We start from the raw sequence: 23,563 nt of genomic DNA, 5'->3' as shown, positions 1-23,563 counted from the left end.
CATTAAGCTTAAATTTACGAAAATCAGCATTGATTTAGTAAATACTATTTAGATTTTCAATTTAGAACATTAAAACTGTATAATTCGTTCACTGGCCTACCGTCATAGGTTATACCCTCTACCCGTATCACATAGTTGCCCGCGGTATCACCGGTATAGAAATTCAATTTGGATGCCGAGTCAGTTTTGATTTTAATATCCGGTTCCCAATGTAATGTCCTGCGGTAGTCAGGCTTTTTATGCGCTGGTTTTGCGATTGCGTAGTTGGGTTTATAAAACTCCCTTGCCTTATGGAAACCGGGAATTGTCACATTACTAACCCCTGAAAGTACTTTTGGTTTTTGCGGGATATCATCACCTCTTTTGGTGTAAATAGCTATGACACCACCAATCCGACCAGGACCTAAACCTCCATAAATAGTAGCTTCAGCTCCCTTAAGTACATCTACAAACAATACATCGGTAATAGGAATAGTTTGAACACGATCAGGGGAGACTCGGATACCATCTAGTACAAAAAGAACCCCTTCCTTTCTTATTGATACCGATTGATTTGGAAAGTTACCGAAAATCTGAACCCCACCTACAGATCTTAACATATCGAATGTGGGCGATCCTGGACCCACCCCAGGAATAGAGTCTGGAATAAGTCTGTTATTTGCTTGTCCATGTAATGTTCGAGCATTCATTTTTTCAGTTAAGAGCTCTTGTCGGGTTTTCTTTTTTTTCGCTTTCACTACGACCTCGTTCAAATTAGTGACATTGGGGTCGTATTTGAAATCGGGTGTTATGTTTTGTGCTACCTTACTTAGGGGATAAGGTTTCTTTTGAATTCCCCTTACCGTTTTGGTACGGCTCTCTCGTTCGATATAATTTTTGACCTTTACCTCAGGGAAGTATGGGTCCAGTTGTATGGTCAACCGGTCTTTGTTCTTTTTCGATTCAGGTACCTTCTTCGCGTTTAAAACTGCAGTTATGCTATCCATAAAAATAAACGGGCCAAAACTGAATCTGCCCTGTGCATTGGTCATTTTTTTTTCCTGTATCAATTCATTTGCAACGATATTCAAGGTCGCAAGTACCTTTTTTGGTTGGTACTTATTGTTGAACGCAGTAGTGATACCATTTATCATAATACCCTTTTCGGGAAAGAAGGGTGCTTCCTTACGAACATTTTCGTTCATAAGGGATTGCCAAGTGAACCTCCGCCAACCATGGGTAAGCATGAGTAAGTCTAACAAATACTCGCGGCCTTTTACATCTTCTCGGAAGAAAAAGCTCGGGTTCGAGATCGTTCCGCCTAGATCGGAATTCAATAGCAACCAGCTCTTTATGTTGTTCGCATCCTTCTGCACTTCATTCTGGATAAATACGCTCATCGAAAAATCGCCATTAAGCGGTTTTCCCTTATCATCAATTAGGGCAAGGTTCACATTAACTTTTTCACGTAAACCATAGTCCTGTTGATCTGTTTTTAGCGATAATTCCAAGTTGTTTTTAGGGTTTTCGATAAATGTCAGGCGCTCACTTACTGGCTCGCCGTTTGGCGCGAACAAGGTAAAATGTGCAATTCCATCCGGTAGTTTGGAAGTGAGCAATTTTATGGTATTAGTGTTTTTAGCATTATCATTTAATACCTGCTTCAAGATTACATCACCACGAATATGACCTATCAGTAGTGCACCCTGTAGACCATTGGTAATGTTTGTAGATGAACTTATCATTATATGCTCACCGCGGTTCATGATCCGCAAAGTATAACCCTTTAATAAAGGTTGGGGTAGTGAATACTTTACCATCTTACCATCGAATGGGATTTGTAGGTAATAATCGGTATTCGGTTTCACCTTAAAAGCGGACCGACCCAAACCAAATTCGTAACTATCGAAGAGCGAGACCATATCACCGTTCTGATCGAGAATTTTACCTTCCATAGAAAGACCGTTGCCCTCTGAATCGGTGACTTTTGCAGCCAAAACACTTTCTAAACCTACCACAAGATCACCGCCTTCCGGAAAGAATTGCACAACGGGTTTAGTTGTTCTTAATTTGACACTTCCTTGTTTTGGTGCTTTGTTGTTCGTTACTTTTTTCTTTGAACCTTTATCAGGTTCTTCATTCCAATCGCTTTGTGTTGATGAAACTGGGATCTCCTTTTGAAAAAGTACGGGTTCTTTTTCGTTCAACATGTATTTGGTGTAGGCACGTAGTACATAGGTGTCTTCTTCCATTCCCCCAGGAATCATTATATCGCCCGCAGCTCCCGAGGATTCTACATATAGTTTTTGCTGCGCGATTATGTTGTCCTTTGAATCGACCAGTTCTACGTAAACGACCTTGCTCATAGTGCTAGGGGTGTGCGCTATCCCGTTCAGCACATAGGTTCTGAACCAGATGGTCTCCCCACTGGTGTAGAGATCTTTATCGGTTTGTATATAAACTTTCTCTGGAGTATTACTATTCGTATAGGTGATAAGGCTATCCAATATATTTTCCAAGCTTTTATTTTCCTGAGCAGAAATTTCAAAAACTAAACACAATAGAATAACTATTTGAAGAAAAGTAGTATGTCGTTTCATTTTTTTCATCGATCGAAATATGTTATATCTAAATACTTTTTAAAGCCATGTGTTAAATTAGCTCCTAAATGTCCTGCTATATTCAGTAATACTATTGTTTTAGAAAGTTCTATTCTATATAATTTTGATATTCAAATTTAAGGTTCGCAAGTGAAACCCCAGCATCGGAATTAGAACAACTTGATATTAATATCACAAATAGTATCAACAGTATTGTGAATAGGTTGTTACTTTTATAATTTTTTAGGTGAATCTTCATGTGTCTAAAATTTAATAAGAATTACTAAGGCACTAATTAGCTTTAATAATGGCTTTAGTCTATTATTTAAATACTACCCCACCATTATCAGATGTAAAAATTACCATAGTAATTCTTATTAAATTTAACTTCTTCAATTCCATAAACCGTCATACTATTTTCAATCTGATATCACCAAATTATCAAACATATTAGTATGATAAGAGCTTCCCAATAGAACATAGCCAGATCTACTTTCATCGTTCACCTTAGTAATAAATTCTCCATCAACAAAGGCTTGAATCTCTTTACCACGAAACTGAAGTTTTATGTTGTGCCAAAGTCCTCCATCAAAATGATTGATACTGCCTTCTGCAAGGATATTTTTATCAAAAACAAGTTTCCATTTCCCCTCTTTTCCTAGAATAAAGCGATATCCTCTCAAATAACTGCCCCGCACTCTACCGCCGAGTTCTACATTGCCGCCTTCGATAAAAGCATCGACGCTACAAGTAAAATCGTTCCAGTTTACATCTCCAATCAAGGTATTAGGCTTAATATTTGACCGTCGGTAAATGCGCATCCAGTCGTAACCTTGTTCCGGATTTATTTGCTTTAAACAGTTTGTTCCGTCTTCTTTTTTGGCAATTTCAAAACTACCTGTTTGGTCTGAATGATACTTTGGCAAATCACCTACTTCCCTATTCTCATAATTCTCTTTATATGGAAACGGAAAAGCAGTTTCCTCAGGTATTTTGTATTGCCCTTTTTGTTGACCGCTCGTAGTTGTTAATGAATAAATGCATTTGGCTTCTAGCTCAATGGTAAACACTCCATTTTTTGGAATAATGCTGCTCTGCTGAACAAATTGCTCATCTTCATCGGATTTCCAGACATGTACTATCTTATTTGATAGTCCATTCTCGATCTTCACTTCTATGGTTTCCGATTCTTCGGTACAAATGATCATACTCCAGTTATCGCTTCGCTTCTCTTTAAGAGTAACACAACTACCTTTGTATGTTGATGCATCAAACAGACCACAACCATCATTGAGATAATTCCAACCATCAGGTTCTGCAAACTGGGTGGTGTGTGCGATAGCCCAAATGGTTGGCCATAATTCATAATAACCGCTCCATGGGCTGTTTGCTTTCATAGCTCCAGCTTTATCCCAAGTAACCGATTCATAAATTGAACCAATAGGTGCCCAAATTAAGGTTTTCGTAATTTCATCGCGTATGTAAAACTTATTGAATAAACGAGCTAAATTAAGTGCTCCTGCACCACCCCATTCTTTTCCGGTCCAGCTCCAGTCTTCACTAGCCCAAAGTGGGGTGCCCGATGCTTTTGCTTTTTCAGTCGTTGGGCGTCCCCGACCATCTACCATGTTTTCATTAAACTCCCGTCCGGTTACATAATGGTAACCAACTGCCTCGATTACCTTCGCAAACTCGGGATCTTTTTCCAGCTCTTCAAATATTTGCCAATCGCCACTATTGTCATCGGGACCTTGAATTTTTACATTCTCATAACCTCTGGCATTAAGCAAAGGCTTTAAATCGTTCACCAGCCAATCGCGATCGGTATAGTTCTCGTTTTCGGCTGCCGCTACCCAATCAATGTCTATGCCCCAATCTCTTTTAGCTACATCTAAAAATGTTACAAAATATTCAGCTGACTCTTTTGTATAAATATCTTCTTTTAGATAGCCAGGGAAACTCCATGGCAGATATTCCAAAATCATGTTTGAATTTCTGTCTTTGGCTTCTTTCATAAACCAAAACTCGTATCCTCTCGTAACTGGATTTTTTAACTCTTCACGCGTGATAGCATGCGATGGCTCAGAGCCACAAGTTGAGTTTTCTCCTCCGCCCATTTCTACTTTAAGGTGCTGAAAACCTGCTCCAAATTTAGGTTTGAATAAAATATCTAGAATATTGCTGCGATATGGATCTGTATAATCGTACAATAAATCGGTTGAAGCCCCTGCGCTTACACCACCAATGCCTTCAAACGTTCTTCCCTCATCATTTGGATTTAAAATGATTTGTACAACACCTTCCTTTTGTTCAAAGACTGGAGGTTCAAATGGTTTTTCTGGATTTACAATTTCACCCATCTTAAACCATGCCGGTTCACTGTGTTTAACTCCTCTGTTGTTACCCCATACAGTTACCTTCCAGTAAACTTTTTGGCCAGATTTTAATGGCTCTCCAAGGTAGTGATAAGGGCCTGTTTCAGATTTACTGGTTGGGCCTGTATCCCAGATATCAGGATATTTGAGTTTTTCAATGCTTGAGGCCATCATGATACGAAAACCACCTTGCTCCGGACTTTTATCATCACCGACAAAAGTCCAGCTAAAGCTCGGTCTCGCTGTTGTTATTCCTATAGGATTTGTTTTAGACTGGCATTTCAAATCTTTCACTTCAATCGCCTGGACTACAGAACACAAGCACAAAAAATAAATGACGATTAATCTCATACTATTATTCAATTCAAATTAAACCCTTTCTAATTTTATAGGGTATGTCTTGTTCGCATTCCATTGGCACACATAGAGGTTTTCATCGTTATCAACACAGACATCATGACAATGACGAAAAACGGGTTTTTCTTGTGCCATATGTTGCAGTTTTCCTTTCTTGTAGATAGGTTTTGTGCCTCCAGGATTAGACACTACTTTTCCATTTTCATCTAAGATAGTAACAAAACCCGATTTAGGGCTTGTCTTAAAAGGATGTGTACTCTGATCTCCTTCTTTATAACCTGTATTTGATGACCAACAAACTCCTGAGTACAGATTTTTATTATGAACTACAGGGCGACATACGAATGCTCCTGGTACATCTATTTGCTCTATATAGTTACCGTCTAGTGTAAAACGTTTAAAACAGTTTGCAGCTCTTGATGTAATTAACAAAGTAGGATTTCCTTTACTGCGATAATCAATACACACACCGTGGGCGGTTTGAAACTGGTCTTGACCTGTACCTCTGCCACTTCCAATCTTTCTAATAAATTCACCATCTTTTGTAAACTGAAGTATGTAGTTTGAGCCATAACCATCAGCAATATAAATATCTCCATTAGGACCAATAGCACTCTCCGTTGGTTTAAATTCATCTTTTTTCTCGTAAGCACCATATTCAGAAGGATGCCCAATAATCATTAATTCTCTACCGTTTGTTGTTGTTTTTATTAGGCTTTCTCCCTTAGAATCACATATAAATAAAAAATCTTCAGAACCGTCATTCCATAAAGACAAACCATGACCTCCGCTATAGCGAATGCCCCAAGAATCTAGAAGTTTTCCAGATTTGTCATAAATCAAAATGTTATTTTTAGTGTTGTCTCCCACCATAATCAAGCGCCCTTTCGAATCCATTACCATTTCATGGCAATTTTTAACAGGTGTTATTGTTCGATCTAAATCTCCCCATGATTTATGCACTTTATATTTAAAATCTCCATGCCCAATGATGTCTTCAAACATTTCAGGCTTTGATTTTAATATGTTGAAATGAGGAACAACAGCCAAGCCCAAACTGGCTTTTGCCGTAGAATTTATAAATGCTCTGCGATTTATTTTAGACTTAGTCATGAATTATATTCATTATTATGCTTTGCTTTCTTTTGATGCAATTAATTCTTTTCCAAACAAGTCCAATATAGGTTCTCCTTTACCATCTGGCGTTGTATAAAACGGTCTGCCTTCTATTTCATAATGCGTTTGAGAATCGATCCCTAATGCATGATAAATAGATTGATGCACCTGATCTATAACTACCTTATTTTCAATAGAAACACATGGTCTTTCATCCGCCGTTTTACCGTAAACCAATCCTTTTTTAACACCTCCACCCCAAATTAAAATAGAGCCACCATCAGTAAAATGACGATGCATTCCGTAATGTCTAATATGCTCAATTTTATCTGGTTGTCTTCTTGCCTGATCTCTAACTTCTTCTCCCGGACGTCCTTCCATAATAGCATCTCTACTAAATTCACTGGCTAGAATAACCAAGGTTCTGTCTAAATGACCGGATTCATCTAAATCTTTTATTAATTGTGCTACAGGCCTGTCAATTAAAGCTTTCATTTGTTTAGCTCTAGTATGCCCATTTGCATGTGTATCCCAACCTAAAAAAGGTTCATATTCTGTAGATACGCTTATAAATCGCCCACCGTTTTGCACTAAACGCTTCGCTAGTAAACATCCTAGTCCAAACCGTCCTGTGTTATAAGTATTATATGTTTCTTTCGACTCTTGAGATAAATCAAACACCTTAGCTTCTGGTGAGTTTAAAAGTAAGTATGATTGTTCCATTGAGCGCATTAGCGATTCTCTCTGATAATCGCTCGCTTGCTCCATCACTTCACTTTTATTAGCTAATTCTTTATACAGTTTATAACGTGCCTCGAAACGCTTTAAAGACATGCCTTGAGGTGGACGTACACTATCTAAACCTTCTGAAGGATCAGGAATTAAAAATGGGCCATACTCACTGCCTAAAAAACCAGCGGTATGAAACGCCTTTAACTCTTCTGCTTCTCCCATTGTAAAACGTTGCCCAATTGAAATAAAAGGCGGTATTACTGGATTAGCCGGCCCTAATTCTTTTGCTATCCAAGCACCAATATGTGGTGCTTGCACCGATTGTGGTGGTTCATAACAGGTATGCCAGTGAAACTGATGTCTTGTGTGAAGTATAAAACCTAAATCTGCGGCTTTATAAGACCTTATAATAGCACCTTTATCCATCACACTACCGATAGATTGCAAACCTTCAGAAAACTCTAAACCATCAACTGCTGTTGGATGTTTTGGAAACGTACTTAATAAACTATTGGTTTGTAATCCTTTTTCAAAAGGCGCATATTTTTTAGGGTCAAAAGTCTCTGTGTGTGCCATTCCACCTGCCATCCATAACAAAACAACACTATCTGCTGATGCCGCGATTTTTTTAACTTCAGGTGAACAGGAACTTAAAAAACTTGCCACGGGAATAGTTGTTGCTGACGCAGCAATACTTGCCGCTGTCATTTTTTTTATAAATTCTCTACGTGAGTTCATCTTATTATTTTGATCCTTCATCACCCCTCATCTATTTTCATCAGTTAATAAATTGAAATTCAGGAGACATTAAAACCGACCAAATTACATCTTGAACTTGTTCTATATTTGGTTGATTACCTAAAGAAGCCATTAAAATCTTTTGCTCATCAGAAGAAGGATGCCTTCCTAGTAATTCCTGATACAACGAATTAACAATTAAACCGCTATTGTTACCATATTTGTTGAGCCATTTTTCCGCGCCCTGCTCTAACACGCCATTAAAAAATCCACCATTGGTCAATTCTAAGGCTTGCAGCAAAGTAGCTTGTTCTTCTCTTTTCGTAGTTACAATTTCTCTGTTTGGTCTTCCTAAAGCTTTCAAAAAAGAATGCTGTTTAACCAAGCTGGCTCTCGCAAACGTTTTTTCATGATCTTTGAACGTAAATTCTAGTAGCTTACTCCAATTGTTCGTTCCGTAATCACGAACTTCAACCCATTTACTATCATCAAACTTTAAATTCGTCCAATTAGTCTTAGGCGTTTTGTCCGTGCTAATCCATGTTTTGTCGGAATAGAGATTAAAGGTTTTATTATCATCAAAAGTAACTTTCATCGCGAATAAAATACTTGCCGGATTGTCCATTTTTCCAACATTATTTCCTTCAATAGCAATAATATTATTACCCATATTTAAAAGGTTTGTGACATTGTATTTCCCAACATTCGTCCAATTATTGCCTTCTCCCACATGCTTTCCATTTATAAATAATTTATAAGAATCGTCTACCGATATTAAAACCGAAGCCTGTTTTATGCGTCCTCTAGAAAGTTTAAATGATTTTCTAAAATACCGTTTTCCGGGTAGTGGCAATACTGTATTCGTTAAGTCTTTTTCATGATGCCAAATGCGTAATGCTGGCATCTTTTCTTCGTTAGGATTAAATTCTACAGCGACATAAACTGGGGCTACAACCTGACTAATAGCATCTGAAAACTGTTCAGCACTTAAACGTCGTACAACCGGCCCTTTAAACACGTATTCTTCCTTGAGTTCTTCTAATGTTTTGTAGTTGACCGTTGGCAATTGATAGGCCTTAGAGTTCATTATGCGTTTTAGTAAATGTTTCAAATCTGAACCAGAATCGATAAAATCAACAGCTAACCAATCTAATAAATCATCATTCCATGGAGTATTGTCCATTTCATCCAGCGGTTCAATTATGCCTCTTCCCATCAAACGATCCCAAAAACGATTCGTAATGGTTCGGTATAATCTCCCATTATCTCGCTTTACCATAACTTCAGAGAGCTGTGATAAACGATCTTCAATCGTTTCCCCTTCTACACTTCCTAATTCGGGATACAGAAAATCGGGTTTTGCCATCTTACCAATAGGTTTATCACATCGATTTAATTCTAATATGGTGTCCGAAAAAATTGCCGCAAAATCATAGGCTTGTTTGAGTGATACGTTACTCACAAAACTGTTATGACAGGACGCACACTTCACATTAACACCTAAAAGAGATTGCCCTATATTCTGCGCAGCCTGCATTTCTGTGCGCTGACTGGCATTTACAACACCCCTCCATTTTATACCCTTTATAAAACCTTGGGAGCCTTGTATAGGATTGACTAGTTCTTTGACCATCTGATCATAAGAATTGTTGTGTATTAAAGATGTATAGAGCCATTGCGTAATTTCTTCTCTACCACCTGTAATAAATCCTGTTCCGCTGTAATCGTTTCGCAACAGGTCGTTCCAAAAACTTAACCAGTGCTGCGTGTAATTCTTATTATCCGCTAATAACGAATCAATTAATACTTCTCTTTTATTGAGCTTCGTATCTCGAGTAAATTCTTGAATCGCTTCAGGTTGAGGTAGTAATCCAACAATATCCATATATACGCGCCGAATAAAAGTTCTATCATCAACGATCTCCGGCCAATCAATTTGATGCTTTGTGAAATATTGATCAACCCATTTATCAACCGGGTGATTTTGATTTGTTGCTAAAGGTAACGCAGGCTTTTGAAGTGCCATTTTGGCTTCTGGAAATATTTTAACCTCCTTATCTGACCAATGTGCTCCATTCTCAATCCATAGTTTAATTATGGAGATCTGACTATCGTTCAACAATTTTCCTTTCTCGGGCATTACTTCTTTATGGTTTGCCGGAAGCGTAATACGCCTAAACAACTCACTTTCTTCAGGTTTACCGGCAACAATGGAGACCCCGGATTCTCCTCCTTTAAATACACCTTCTTTATGCTCTAGTATTAATTCGCCTTTTTGCTTGTTTTCACTATGACATTGATAACATTTATGGGCAAAAATAGCTCTGACTTCGAGGTTTAATTTATCTTTTTGTAGCGTTGAAAGTGTATCAGAATTATCGAATTCAGAAAGCAGGGCTGTAGCCTTATACGTATCATAGCCATCTTCACTACCCGGCAAAACAAACGATAAATAATCTTCTCCATGGGTAATGCTGGCTCCTAAATGTCCCGCTATCCCTAACACAACTACTGTGACAATCAAAAAGAATCGATATACTTTTAAATTTTTAAATTTTTTCTTCGATGTATTCCATAAAATGAAAGCAGTAATCAATGCTAAAATTGCTGTGGCAATGCCAGTATATTGATGATTATCGACCAAATCACTATTGTAATCTTCTTGCGAACGTAATAACCAACCAAAAAGCGCAGAGAAACTGGCAACAGCAGCCCCTACATATACCATCCAGTTGATTCCATCTCTTAATCCTTTACGCTTTCCTCCAATGGTAAACGCCTCAAAAATAAGTGCCACCACAAGCAGTCCTATCGGAAAATGGACTAATAAAGGGTGTAAGCGTCCTAAGAATTGAAGTATCCAATTTGTGCTATCCATATAATACAACAAAATGGTTTGAAATTAGAACAATAATAACAAGTTCAATACATTAAACTATCCCGTACAATGGGGTGCTACATTATCAGAAACGATAAAGTCATGGTCTTAAGAAATCTTATTTTTGTTATGCATTATTAGCATAAAATGCGCTTCATATCCTACTCGAAGTTTAAAAGTATTAACTTTTGATATCGCATTTTTTATGTTGCTCTTTTTTATATTAATCTAACAGAACGCTCTTATATGCAATGATGCGCACAGGGCCTAACAGGCCCGAACTTAAAAGTCCTGAATCTGATTGCCAATGCGAATGACTTGCAAAGGTTTTGCGACCAGAAGTGCGGATTTTGGAGGTATCTAACCATGTAGGCCATGATTTAATACCTTTAGGGTAGTATGCAACATCTAGCGGAAAACGTTCGTCGCCAATCAATGAATTGACCCAGAGATTGGTCACTTTAAGTTCTAGCTGATTTGTCCCCTTTTTTAAGGCCTGATCGATATTGATTCTAAATGGAGCCTTCCATAATATCCCTAAAGAAGTGCCGTTCAAGATAACTTCTGCCATAACATGAACGCTGCCAAGATCTAACTCAAAAGTCAGGTCAGGTTTCAATGACTTTTTTCTAACCTCAAACTCTTTTTTGTAGATGGCGGTTCCTGAAAAATAACGGATGGACTCCTCTTCTGAATCAGACCATGATGATAGCTTATTAAAAATAGTTTTTTCCTGTTGTGATGAAAACGTTACCTCCCAAGGCCCGTTAAGCTCTTGAGGTTTCGGTACTGATCGTACCTCTTTGTCTTTTGTGGCTCCTGACGATTTGGTGTATGTTAGCGTTCCGGGATAAGGAGATATCCACTTAATACCATCACTTTCAAGCGCGAAAGTAGGTTGAAGTCGTTCACTCGTAAGGTTAAGATACTGCCCTTTGGGAATATAAATGGTATGTGGTAATCCATCAATAGTATAGGTGACACGTAATAAAGGTTTAGGACCTTCAGCCTTTAACCCATGGACAAGCTTTTCATCAACCAGTATTTCTAATTGCCCATTCATTTTCAAATCTTTTACTTTTTCGGTAAGGTCAATGATGGGATATTTTTCGGGCACACCCCAAGTCTCAGGTTTGAATTTACCGAAAATTGCCCTAACTATTTTTAGCTCTCCATCGCTTGACACTTTAACGTTTTCCAGTTCTTGAACGCTCATTTCTTTTATGCTGTCACCTGTTTGATAGCGCATTCTAAATTCTTTTTTGTAGCCCATCGCCGGGTCGCAGTCGCAGAAATGTCGGGTTGCTCTAATATCCAGTTTTCCGTCATTTACGGCTTGGGAGACTTTTTCTGTGATGTCTACTAATCCTTCTTGTAAAAAGGTACCGAATTCTGCTTTTATAATCTTAAGGTTGGATATGGGTTTGGGGGTGGGCATTTCAAGTTCGAAACTGGTTTCCACCAAATGAGACAACTCAGTAGAAGCATTTCTAAATACAACAAAAATCGAACCTTCTGCATCTAGGGTTATCGGTACAGTGGTGGTACCATCGTCATTATGCTGCCAAACAGCTGGTTTCGTAATTTGACCGGTTTGCGAATCCCATAGTTCCGGTTGTTTGTTGGCAACCCTAAACCTGAATTGATGGTTCACACTTTCCTTCTTGGCATTGGCTATAAAGTAAATATCGGCGTTTGGGGTTTTTCTATGAATAAAACTAATCTCAGATGCATCACCTTTTGCAACACTAAAATCAGACGGAATTTCAGTATTCTCTAAAAATGAAGCAATTGAACTATTTTTTATCAGGCCTGTTGACCAAAGTTCTTGTGTTAATTGCCTTACCCTCTCGTCACATTTCGGGTATCCTTCAAGACTCGGTGATTTTAATGGTGGCCGCCCCAAGATGGTAGCACCCTTTTTAGCCAGATCAGCAATTTTTTGAAGGGTTTGAGGTCGCATCCATGCAATATCGGGTAAAACCAATACTGCATATTCGCCACCAACGACAGTTTTCAATTTGCCATTTTCTACGGTCAGCTCCATCAATTTATTGTATCCAATCAAATCATAGTCGTACCCCATGGCCTTGATTTCGGGCATGAGCAAGGCGTTATTCGGTGACGATTCTCCTGTAAATACCAGAACGTCGGTTACGCTCTTCCCTTGCTGCAATAGAAATTGGGATCGTGCGATATAATCCATAAACCCTTTTCCTTGATACCACCAAGTGTTCAGTCTATTAAAATCGGTGCCATGATAACTAAGTGCCAATCCCGGACCGACGTCCCAAGGTTGGTGTACATAGGTGTGGAATATAAAACGGTTAATACCCTGCGCCCAGGCCCTATCTCCAATAGATTTTAATAATGCCGGGTGTTCGTCCCACCCACCAATTCCTGTAAACGATTCGGCTCCTACAATCGAGCTTCCATTTAAATGTGCTATTGAAGACACAAACTTTGGCGAATCGAAAAAGGGGTATCCTCCGCTCCAAAATTCGCACATGACAATATCACCGGTTGCCCCTACTTGCATATTATCAAATGGCCCCCAATAAGGCTCAACTGAGAATTTAAGTCCGTTTTTATGACAAAGCTCTCTAAAACGGCCGTAATAATTCTCCGCCATTAAATCACCGATGGTTCTTCTAAAATCCCATAGAAAGCGTTCGGTAACCTCACCGCTATCTACAAAGTAGCCCGCTACTGAGGGCAAGTACCGCAGTAGGTCATAGCCTCTCAATCGCTTGAATTGTTGATCAAATCCTTTTGTCCAGTTGGTGGTTCCCACTTCATAACTATCAATCAAACAATTGTTGACCACTGTACCAACCAGATCGCCGAGTTCCTCAATAATTGGCTGTATCCCCCCTTGCCAAAAAACATCAACCGCCTCTTTACTCATTTTGTCACATTCAAGACCCTTACCAGACTCAGGTGAAGGATGGTTACTTTTACCCGTGGGCGTGTGCCCTAATCGCAATACGACCCATTCACCTGTTGGTACATTCCATTCTAAAATACCCGCTTCTGAAACCTTATCGGTTAGATCAATCACCATGTTTTTCTTTATGATGGCCGATTGGGGAATTGCTTTGGTATTTGGGTATAGATGATTGCGCACCCTGCCTGAAAGATTTTTATAGTCCAGCTCTTCTATTTTCGCAGTATTTGTGGGTCTTGGAAAGGCAAGTACGGCAATGTCTTTATAGTAATTATGTTTCATTTCCGGTTGTGGTAATTGCTCTCGTAACCGTTTACCCCCTACCAGCACCATCTCACTGTATACCACGGTCTGCATGGCATGTTCTGGAGTGATCCATGGCCCTCCACTGGATGACCAACCTGCGCCGTTATGAAAAGCAAGTTCCATGTCTAATCGTTTAGCTTCCTGGGCTGCAAACTTAAAAAGGGACAACCATTCAGGGCTCAGATATTTGACAGGCCCATCTGGCAAGGTTAGTTTAACATTGAATAATTGTGCCTCCTGAATACCAACGGCCTTCATGGCCTCCAAATCTTTGGTGATACCGGACTTCGATACGTTACCATTTAGCCAATGCCACCATGTGCGGGGTTTTGCTGAGGGCGGTGGGGACTTAAAACCAATTTCAAGTGAATCATTTTTTTGAAATTTAGTCAAAACTTTAAGGCTAGTTTCGTTGGCATAGAGCTTGGTGCTACAAAGGCATGCGACACTCAAAAAAAGAAAAACGACAAGAATCGAAATTTGATATGTACTTGGTGCTCTTTGCATTTTCTATTTACCCTTTATAGGACCCGGTGATTGTACAACTCTTTTACCTTCATTGAATTCCAAATATGGAATAGCAGCTCCTAAATATACCATCCTGTTAATTCGATCTCTTAATACTTTACACTTCCCTCTGATGGTGGCGCTTCAAAATAAATTCAATACGAGTAGTCCTATCGGAAAATGGACGAATAAGGTGTAAGCGTCCTAAGAATTGAAATATCCAATTCGTACTATCCATATAATAAAACAAAATGGTTTGAAATGAGAACAATAATAACAAGTTCAATACATTAAACTATCCCGCACAATCATGTATAAAAATGTAGTACCGATTTCTTGTATGCATTGATCACTTTTGATATTATTGCTGTTTATTTCATTGGATTGTTTTTAACACAACAGGACCTATCAAGCCAGAAACCTCCAATTCAGTCTCGTTTTGTTTAGGTGGATTTGTGGTCCAGGTTTTCTTCTCACTTTCGGACCTTGTATTGTCAAAAATGAGTTGATTGCGCCACGTATTGGTTACTTTGACCTCAATGGTGTTTTGGCCTTTTTTAATATCATTCGAAATATCAAAAACAAATGGAGGTGCCCATTTTACACCAACTTTCTTATCATTACACCAAAGCTCTGCAATGTTTGCCACTTCTCCTAAATCTAATAAAGTGGTTTTTCCAGTTGCTTTAACCTCAATTGTTTTAACGTAGGTTATTGTGCCAGAATAATGTTTTACAGCATCATTATCAAGTTCAGTAAGTGATTTTAATTCTGAAATTTGAATCGACTTCGGAGTCTCCCAACCTTCATTAAAAGATAATTTCCAATCTGTTTGTAGGGGTTGCTCATTGAATGTAATGGTTTTAGATGTTTTATTCCCATTTTGAAAAAAAGTATATACGCCTGCTTCTGAAGCAAGCAAATTATTACCTTCCCAAGATATGCTCGGAAAATCTTCTGTATCATGAATATTATACCACCCAGTTTCAGCATTTAAAATAACCTCATTATTATAGGTTACTTTTGAAGCATAAGGCAATTTATCACCTTTTGAAAACACCACAATTATACTTCCACTTGGTGCAAAAGATAAAGCCACATTGGTTCTATCATCTGATGTACTCCAAACTTTTGCTTCTTGTTGTTCGCCCGTAAAGGCATTCCATAATTGAGGGTATACACCCGTTACTCTAAAACTCAATGAAACATCAACTGGTTTATCATGATTTGAAGCGACAAAATAAATATGTGCGTCGGCCGTTTCTCGGTGAATCCATTTTATATCTAAATCATCTTGAACAATAACATCTTGAGCAATACGCTCAGCTTCTAAAACAGCATCAAGTGATTTTCCCCAATACACTTTTCCTTTTCCTACTTGTTTTACACCTTCAATCGTATTTCCCCATAACTCATCGGCTATTGAGGATAATTCTTCTAAATCATTCTCATCATCCATTAAACTAGGTGAACCTAATGGTTTTTCACCAAGAATCACGGCTCCTGCCAGCACTAATTCTTTTAGTTTCTTTACCGTAGACAATAACATTTCTTTTGAATCTCTAAGAGTAATGATGCGATAATCTCCTGCATTCTCTACACGAATTTTACCCTCTTTAACACTCAACTTATCGTGTAATATTTCAGCATTTAAATAGTCAAAACGATAACCTTTAGGAAAATAATCTAAGTCGAATGGTGGACGCTCAAAATGGTCTCCATAGTATCTTAATACATCGGCAACAAATTCACCTTGTTGCAAAACATACTGGTTTCGAGCTAAATAGTCCGTCCAATCTTTCATGTATGGCCACCAGGTTTGCTGACGTACTAATGGAAAACCGATGTTACCTCCAAAACTAGATCCTGGAAATACATCAGTTTGTGGTGTATGTGAAAAGGTATGAAACACCAAATGATTGACACCCTTTGTAAAATTATAGTCGATTAAATATTTAACCGAAAATGGATGTTCATTCCATTTTACACCTACTTGCGTGCAAGCTTCGGCAGCCAAAACTGGCTTATTATATAGGTGTACTGCAGATGCTGCATTAAATATTGGTTTTGCATATTCTCTTTGGGCAGATGGTTCTTTAGGATACCAAAACTCAGTCATTGGAATATCGCTAACTCCGTAATAACGCATAGGATCAATAGGTAAAACTTCGCCTCCGGCACCTTCGGTATATACTTCCGCTCCCATATCGTGCGCAACCGTTGCAAAATGTGTAAAGAAATTATCAATAAACACCTCATCCATGGTATGTCGTAAATCTCGTAAAAACTTAGTCGTTATTTCTGGACTTTCAACGATATAACCCATTGTAACAGGTAAATAGGTTTTCATACTATAACCTCTTCGATTTTCGAACTCGGCAAACATATCTTCAGAATTCATGGTCCAAGTAGGCACATGGCTTTCCCAGCTATCAATTAACAAACCGTGTAATTTTCCATCACCAATTGGACCTCCATCCTTAATTAAGTTTCCAATCATGCCGTTTCTTAAATGATTTTCAATAGAAACTTTATCCAACTTACTAGATTCCCAACCCGTAGCTTCGGGTACTGCAGGTTTATTGGTTAATCGCATGTTGATATGACCAAAACGTACAATGGTCCAATTGCCTTCGGGAACGTCCCAAATTAATTGCCCTTCGGAAGTCATTTTATCAGAAAGATTAATAATTGCATTGGATTTGATAATGGTGTTTTGGGCATAATCAATTTGTACATCGTCTTTAAGACGACGCAATACTTTAGCCGCTTTAGCTTGGTGATTATGAAGTTTTGGATTTGAACTTAATCGAATAAATTCTGGTGCTATTTTATGATTGCCTTGAAACGTAAATACAAATATATTTGATGTGGTTTCAGGAATCGCCAACGTGAGATGTTTACGACGATCATTCCAATTGGCATCAGGTAGCTTTACAGTTGTAATTATTTTTAGTTCGCCATCAACAATGGCTTCAACTTTAAGAGCTACATCTACTTTTGGATATTGCGTACCTACAATGATGTGACGTAGTTGCGGAAAGGTAATATTGCGTAATGTCACAGCATCATCAAAGACAGTTTTTACCCAAGAATTAGCATCATTTACTTTTGTAATTCCTTGATTTCTATAAGTTTTTAAAGGTTTATCTAAATACGTATTTTTTCGTGTAACGATGAGTTTAGAATTTGGATTAAAAATCGCTTCCCAAGGCACTGCACTATTATTAGTTTCAATTTTTGAAGGATTTAAGGGTTCTAAATCATCTCCTTCTGGTGTTGGGAAAGCTAATACTTGAATATCTTGATAGTTGAAATCTGAAGTCTTATATAAAGAATCTAATTCTAATACGTCATTATAGGTTTGTCCACCTGAAACTCTGTAAACTGACTCAACCACCTCGCGTTGTGCCTCCTCCACAGGCACCCAAGGACCACCAGTCATTGACCAACCTGGACAATTTTGCATGGTGAATTTTAAACCTAAGCGCTTACATTCATCTGCTGCATGCCGAATCATGTCTTCCCATTCTGGTGATAGAATTTTAATGGGTTCCACGTTGGGATAAAGCCTTCCCGATTTATTAAATAAATGAATACCCTGTAATCCGGCTTCCTTTATAGCTTCTAAATCTAAGGTTAAGCCTTCCTTGCTAATATTATTGCCATTAAGGTGAAACCAAGTTTCAGGATAGTACTTTTGCGAAGGTGATTTGAAATTTTGACTTAGTTCTATTAAATGTACTCCATCGGTAGTGTTGACGGAATCTTTATTCTCTGATTGACAACCCAAAAATAAAACTGTCCCTAATAAAACTAATAAATTATGTTTCATAAATAAAGGTATTTACTCAAATTATAAGCAACAATATTACCTTATTAAAATCGTTTTTATTAACCCTGCCTCGCCTCACTATTTAACGGATAAGGCCAAGGCAGTGAATACTTTTTGGAAATAGGACCTATCTAATCTGCTAGTTTTAGTATCTCACTTCCGGCCATCAAAAAAGCACCGGTTCCAAAGTTTTGCCAACTGTCGGCTGAGGCTGGTTCTGGAAATGCTCCAATATTTTGCACCCAACCAACACGGCCATCATCATGTTGACACGCGGCCAGGGCATTCCATGCTTTTTTTACAGCAGGCGTATACTTTGCTTTATCTAAGAGTCCATTATTAACACCCCATGCCAGTGCAAAGGTGTAAAAACCACTTCCACTTACTTCTCCATGATCATACGATTCGGGAGAAAGTAAACTAGTACGCCATAGACCATCATTGGGTTGAATACTTAAAATTTTCGCTGCCATTTCTTTGTATAACTTTTCATAGAAGCTACGGTGCTCATAATCCTTGGGCAAATCTTCTAAAAGCAATGCCAAGCCTGCAAGCACCCACCCATTGCCTCTAGACCAGAATATTTTTTTTCCATTTGGTTCTTTTTCATCTTTTTCTGACCCTTTCCATACAAAGCGCATATCTCGAGCAAATAAATGCTCCTCTTTATCATACAACTGATTATACGTCTCCATGTAGTATTTATGCATATCCTCTAAATACTTTGGTTGCTTTGTATGTTTCGCATAGAGATTTATAACAGGTGGAGCCATAAATAAGGCGTCACACCACCACCATAGAATCGTTTTACCCATTGCACTTTTATCTGTACCTTCTTTCCAACTATCGGGTTCATATAAATGTGCATCTATGAATTTCTTTGTAGGTTCTAAATCCACAAAATTTCTTCTGCGCTCCGTTTTATCGACATATAAATAGCTATATGAGATAGCAACATCATCTGCATGGTGTAATCTTTTAAATGTTTGCCAATTGTTTCGGTAACCTTGATTTTTTAAGGCAGCCATATACATCATATCTTTTGTGGTTTTATGTGCTCTCGCAACTCCTACGTAATAAGCACCATTGGTCCAGTCAGTAGGCGCTAATGCCATAATAGGATGCACTTCTTGCCACTCCAGAGCTTTTATCATTGATGCCTTTATTTTAGATTTATCTATAGGCTCTTGAGTTACAACCTCTTGAACCGCAGTACAATTAAATAGCATAAAAACAACCAAAAGTTTTGTTATTAGTTTCTTCATTTTTTATTTTTTTAGTGTGAATGTTGTTTCCAAATGTTCCTGTGAGGAAGTTCCAAGCATTACCTTATACTTGCCCGGTTCCAATATTTTTTTCATCTCAAGTCCTGTAAATTCAAGCATTTTAGGATCTATCGCAAATGAAACTTTTTTCATTTCACCCGGTGCCAATTCAATTTTCTCGAAACCTTTTAGTTCTTTATCTGGAGGAGAAACCGATCTGATTTCATCTTTTAAATAGAGTTGAACCGTTTCCTTTGCCTTAACCTTACCGACATTGGTAACATCTACACTTACGTTGAGCTTCGTATCAGGAGTCATCAAAGTATCAGAAATTTGGATATTGGAATATTCAAATTTTGCATAGCTAAGTCCGAAACCAAACGGGTATAAAGGCCCTTCTTCCAGAAATAAATATCCTTTCTTATAATTAATTTCTTTTTGACTGTAGTGAAATGGTAATTGCCCGATTGAGCGAGGTACTGTAACAGGTAATTTTCCTGAGGGGGACACTTCACCAAAAATTATTTTTGCTGTTGATTGATCACCAAACTCACTTAGATCCCAAATATCCAAGATCGCATCTGCCATTTCAGAAATGGTGTTGATTGCTAAAGTTCTTCGATGTTTCAATACGACAATTACAGGTTTTCCTAATGCTTTAATCTTGGTAATGAGTTCATCTTGTTGACCGACGGGTTCAATCGTTGCTCTATCACCCAGCGTTCCATTAAAATAAGCTTCTTTTGCGGTGTGTTCATCACCTCCTAAATATAAAATTACAACATCCGATTGACGCGCAATCGTCATCATTTTGTTAATAGCATTCGGATTTCTTTCTAATAAGTTAGGTACTCCCCTTTTTTCATCTGTTAAATTAAATCCTTTTTCGGAAGTAAAACGGATGTTGTCTCCTGCAACAGCTTCAAAATTAGCTTGAGTATCTTCACTTAAAAGTGGCCCTAATAATGCTATTTTAGTCGGCTTATTTTTATCTAAGGGCAAGGCATCATTTTCGTTCTTTAATAGTATAATAGACTCCAGATCGGCCTCTTTTGCCAATGCTAATGAAGATTCAGACCTCACCTCTTTTTCCACATCATTTAAATCAATATAGGGGTCGTCAAATAATCCCAAAATAAACTTTGTACGTAATACACGTCTTACAGAGCGATCAATCAGCTTTTCGATTTCGGGATTTTCCTTTACCATTTTAGGAAGAAGTGCATATGAATCTTCTGCATAAAGGTCGACATCAATCCCTGCTTCAAGTCCCATTAATGCAGCAGCTTCCGGAGTCTCTGCTACTTTCATAAAATAAAATAATCGTGCGATGTCATTTGAATCTGATACCAAATATCCATCAAACCCCCATTCATCACGAAGTACTCCCGTAAGAAGTTCTGGATTTCCGTGGCTTGCAATGCCATTTAAATCACCATGTGATGCCATAATGCCTAGAGATCTCGCATCTTTAACGGCTGCTTCAAAGGGTGGGTAGATTTCATCGATCAAGGTTCGGGGAGAAATCTCGACTGCCGCAAAATTTCGACCTCCTAGTACCTGACCATATCCCGCAAAATGCTTGGCAACAGCCCCGATATGTGTGCCATTTCCTAAACCTTCATAATTACCTTGAACACCTTTTATGGCATTTGTGACCATTTGAGTTGTTAGATAGGTATCTTCACCAAAGGCCTCACTCATTCGTCCGAACCGTGGGTCACGAACAATATCAGCTTCCGGAGAGTGACACATGTGCATTCCTCGTAAACGAGCTTCTCTTCCAACAACATCCCACATACGATTGACCAATTCTGGATTAAACGAAGCTGCAGATGTTAGGGGTCTACCAAATTTTGTACAACCTTCGGCATCTACACCGTTGTAAGATTCGGTGACAAACAAGGCAGGAATGCCCCATCTGTTATTTTCAATAATATATTTCTGTAATTCATTATTTAGTTTGGCTGCCGCGATAGGGCTGATATGTTCACCGGGATTCTTAATACCTGCTATACCTAGTTTTAGTTTTTCCTTAACTCTGTCTGATAAGATCAAGTTACCCTCTTCATCTGACTTCACACCTATGTTTGCATGAAAAATACGCATTTGGGCAACTTTCTCTTCGATAGACATTTTAGCAATCAATGCATCAACCTTTTCGTCAATTTGGCGAGTATTGTTTGCGCTATTTTGGGCTTCTTCGTTCTTCTCATTGGAACAAGAGAGCATAAAAATCAGAAGTATGACTTTTAATGATCTAGTGAGAAATTTATTCATGGATGTATACTTAATGTAATTGTTCATCGTATCTTATTTGATAAAGGAAAAAGCATCAAGCCGAATTTCCTTTGTATTGAATTTTTTAATTATTATGGATAAGTTTTCTATGGTATTCATTGGCATCAAATCAATAGTCAATTCTTGAAAAGAAGCAGGATTATTTGATACATTAATTTTACTGGCGCCTAACAAGGTTCCATTTTGACCATCCTTTCTAATTTCTATCGTAAATATATTTGGTGTTGTTCCTGCAACGAATAATTTGATTTTTTTTGCCGATTCCAGCCCTTCCACATTAGGAAAATTTAGAACAGCCACTTTTTCTTTCGTACGCACACTGAATACGTTGTCAGCATGTTCAACTTTTTCAAAACCAATGGCTTTGAAGTAATCTTCAGCCTCTATTCGCGGTTGATTCGCTTCGTAACGACCCACACCAATGCCGTCAATTCGTATGGGTGCCATTTCACCATTTTTCTTGTAATGTACATAGCTTATGAAAGCATCTCTAAAGTAACGATTACCGGTTTGGCTGATATCACAATAGGTGTAATACCACTGATTATTCCATTCGAAGAAGTTACCATGCCTTCCTTGCAAAAAACCATGTGGCCAGGTAGGTGCATCATAACCGGGTGCAAAACTCTCCTTTTTTATAACGGTATCTTTATAATCATACGGGCCATATAGGTTGTCAGACATTGCATAAAAGCAGCCCCATGACAGGTAATATTTGCCGTTATATTTATGTACCGAAGGTTTGTCATCTGTAGGTTTCTCTTTATTTTTTCCATCAAGGTTGTACGGCCCTCTCGGATTTTTAATCTCAATTTTCTTTGGCGTTTCAGCCAAGCTTATCATATCATCATTTAGTTTCGCTATATAATAATTCCAAACACCAAAAATGATATAATGCTCGCCATCTTCTTCGAAAATTGCCATATCGTATTCATGAGTCGGAGTTAGCTCGGAAGTAAGTAAAGGCTCACCAAGAGGGTCTGTCCAAGGACCAGTGGGACTTTCGCCAACAACAACACCCGTTTGCTTATTTCTTTCTGAAAAGTACCAGTAGTATTTACCATTACGATACCCTACGTCGGTCGCCCAACATCCTTGAAAATCATCGCCTATATATGTATCTTTTGGCTTTAACACACTTGCCTGCTTCCAATTTACCAAATCTGGAGACGACCAAACCCACCAATCTTCCATAATGAATCTAGTATTGTTTGCAGATTTATCATGTGATGCATACACATAAGCCGTGTCATTAAAAATATGAATGTGTGGGTCATTCAATCCTTTATTTGGAACTATGGGATTTTGTGCATGCCCTGGCAGCACGAAACTCATGAAAAACATCATGATTAGTGCCCTATTCTTTGTTATGTCAAATCTTAACACCTGCATTGCTCATTACTTGTACTTCATTTCACTTAATGATGAATCTATGGCTATTGATAAACTGTCGTCTGTTTTAAACATTACAAATTAGTCGATGGTGTGACATTTTGATCTTCTCCTAATTTCTATATCATTCTACTAAGTCTCTAAAATAGCCTTTGAGCAAAAATCTGGCATCCTGCACTATACTGTTTGACATACCTAGCATTTATGCCTTTAACTATTAGCAATAGACCAAGTC

General features: G+C 38.2%; 10 protein-coding genes. All 10 read right to left on the bottom strand.

Translation table 11 applies throughout. The features are described from left to right. Nucleotides 1-56 precede the first annotated feature (56 nt). The gene (locus AC1EU5_RS10715) at nucleotides 57-2,588 is read right to left on the bottom strand and encodes a TonB-dependent receptor plug domain-containing protein (RefSeq protein ID WP_480192384.1); all 2,532 of its coding nucleotides are present in this window, start codon (nucleotides 2,586-2,588) and stop codon (nucleotides 57-59) included. Between the two features lie 410 nt (nucleotides 2,589-2,998). After that, nucleotides 2,999-5,305 (bottom strand): glycoside hydrolase family 78 protein, encoded by a 2,307-nt coding sequence (locus AC1EU5_RS10710; RefSeq protein ID WP_480192383.1) that lies wholly within the window; start codon nucleotides 5,303-5,305, stop codon nucleotides 2,999-3,001. An 18-nt stretch (nucleotides 5,306-5,323) separates the two neighbouring features. Then, the gene (locus AC1EU5_RS10705; protein WP_480192382.1) at nucleotides 5,324-6,424 is read right to left on the bottom strand and encodes a 6-bladed beta-propeller; all 1,101 of its coding nucleotides are present in this window, start codon (nucleotides 6,422-6,424) and stop codon (nucleotides 5,324-5,326) included. 15 nt (nucleotides 6,425-6,439) lie between these two features. Then, complete coding sequence (locus tag AC1EU5_RS10700) at nucleotides 6,440-7,897, bottom strand: DUF1501 domain-containing protein (RefSeq protein WP_480192381.1); 1,458 nt, start codon at nucleotides 7,895-7,897, stop codon at nucleotides 6,440-6,442. 40 nt (nucleotides 7,898-7,937) lie between these two features. Next, nucleotides 7,938-10,775, bottom strand: a complete 2,838-nt coding sequence (locus AC1EU5_RS10695; RefSeq protein ID WP_480192380.1) for a DUF1549 domain-containing protein — start codon at nucleotides 10,773-10,775, stop codon at nucleotides 7,938-7,940. 223 nt (nucleotides 10,776-10,998) lie between these two features. Beyond that, nucleotides 10,999-14,535: a glycosyl hydrolase gene (locus tag AC1EU5_RS10690; RefSeq protein ID WP_480192379.1), complete on the bottom strand. Its 3,537-nt coding sequence runs from the start codon at nucleotides 14,533-14,535 to the stop codon at nucleotides 10,999-11,001. Nucleotides 14,536-14,911: 376 nt separating this feature from the next. Further along, a complete protein-coding gene (locus tag AC1EU5_RS10685; RefSeq protein ID WP_480192378.1) occupies nucleotides 14,912-18,370 on the bottom strand; it encodes a glycosyl hydrolase in 3,459 nt (1,152 codons plus the stop codon). A gap of 131 nt (nucleotides 18,371-18,501) precedes the next feature. Then, entirely contained in the window at nucleotides 18,502-19,635 is a 1,134-nt protein-coding gene (locus AC1EU5_RS10680) for a glycoside hydrolase family 88/105 protein (protein WP_480192377.1), read from the bottom strand. Between the two features lie 3 nt (nucleotides 19,636-19,638). Next, nucleotides 19,639-21,867, bottom strand: a complete 2,229-nt coding sequence (locus AC1EU5_RS10675) for a glycoside hydrolase family 3 N-terminal domain-containing protein (RefSeq protein WP_480192376.1) — start codon at nucleotides 21,865-21,867, stop codon at nucleotides 19,639-19,641. An 81-nt stretch (nucleotides 21,868-21,948) separates the two neighbouring features. Then, nucleotides 21,949-23,271, bottom strand: coding sequence for a family 43 glycosylhydrolase (locus AC1EU5_RS10670; protein WP_480192375.1), 1,323 nt, complete (start codon nucleotides 23,269-23,271; stop codon nucleotides 21,949-21,951). Nucleotides 23,272-23,563 lie beyond the last annotated feature (292 nt).

The sequence above is a fragment of the Maritimimonas sp. 2405UD52-3 genome (genome assembly GCF_056591715.1).
Note: the sequence above shows the minus strand (reverse complement) of the source record. Positions and strands in the feature narration are given on the sequence as shown.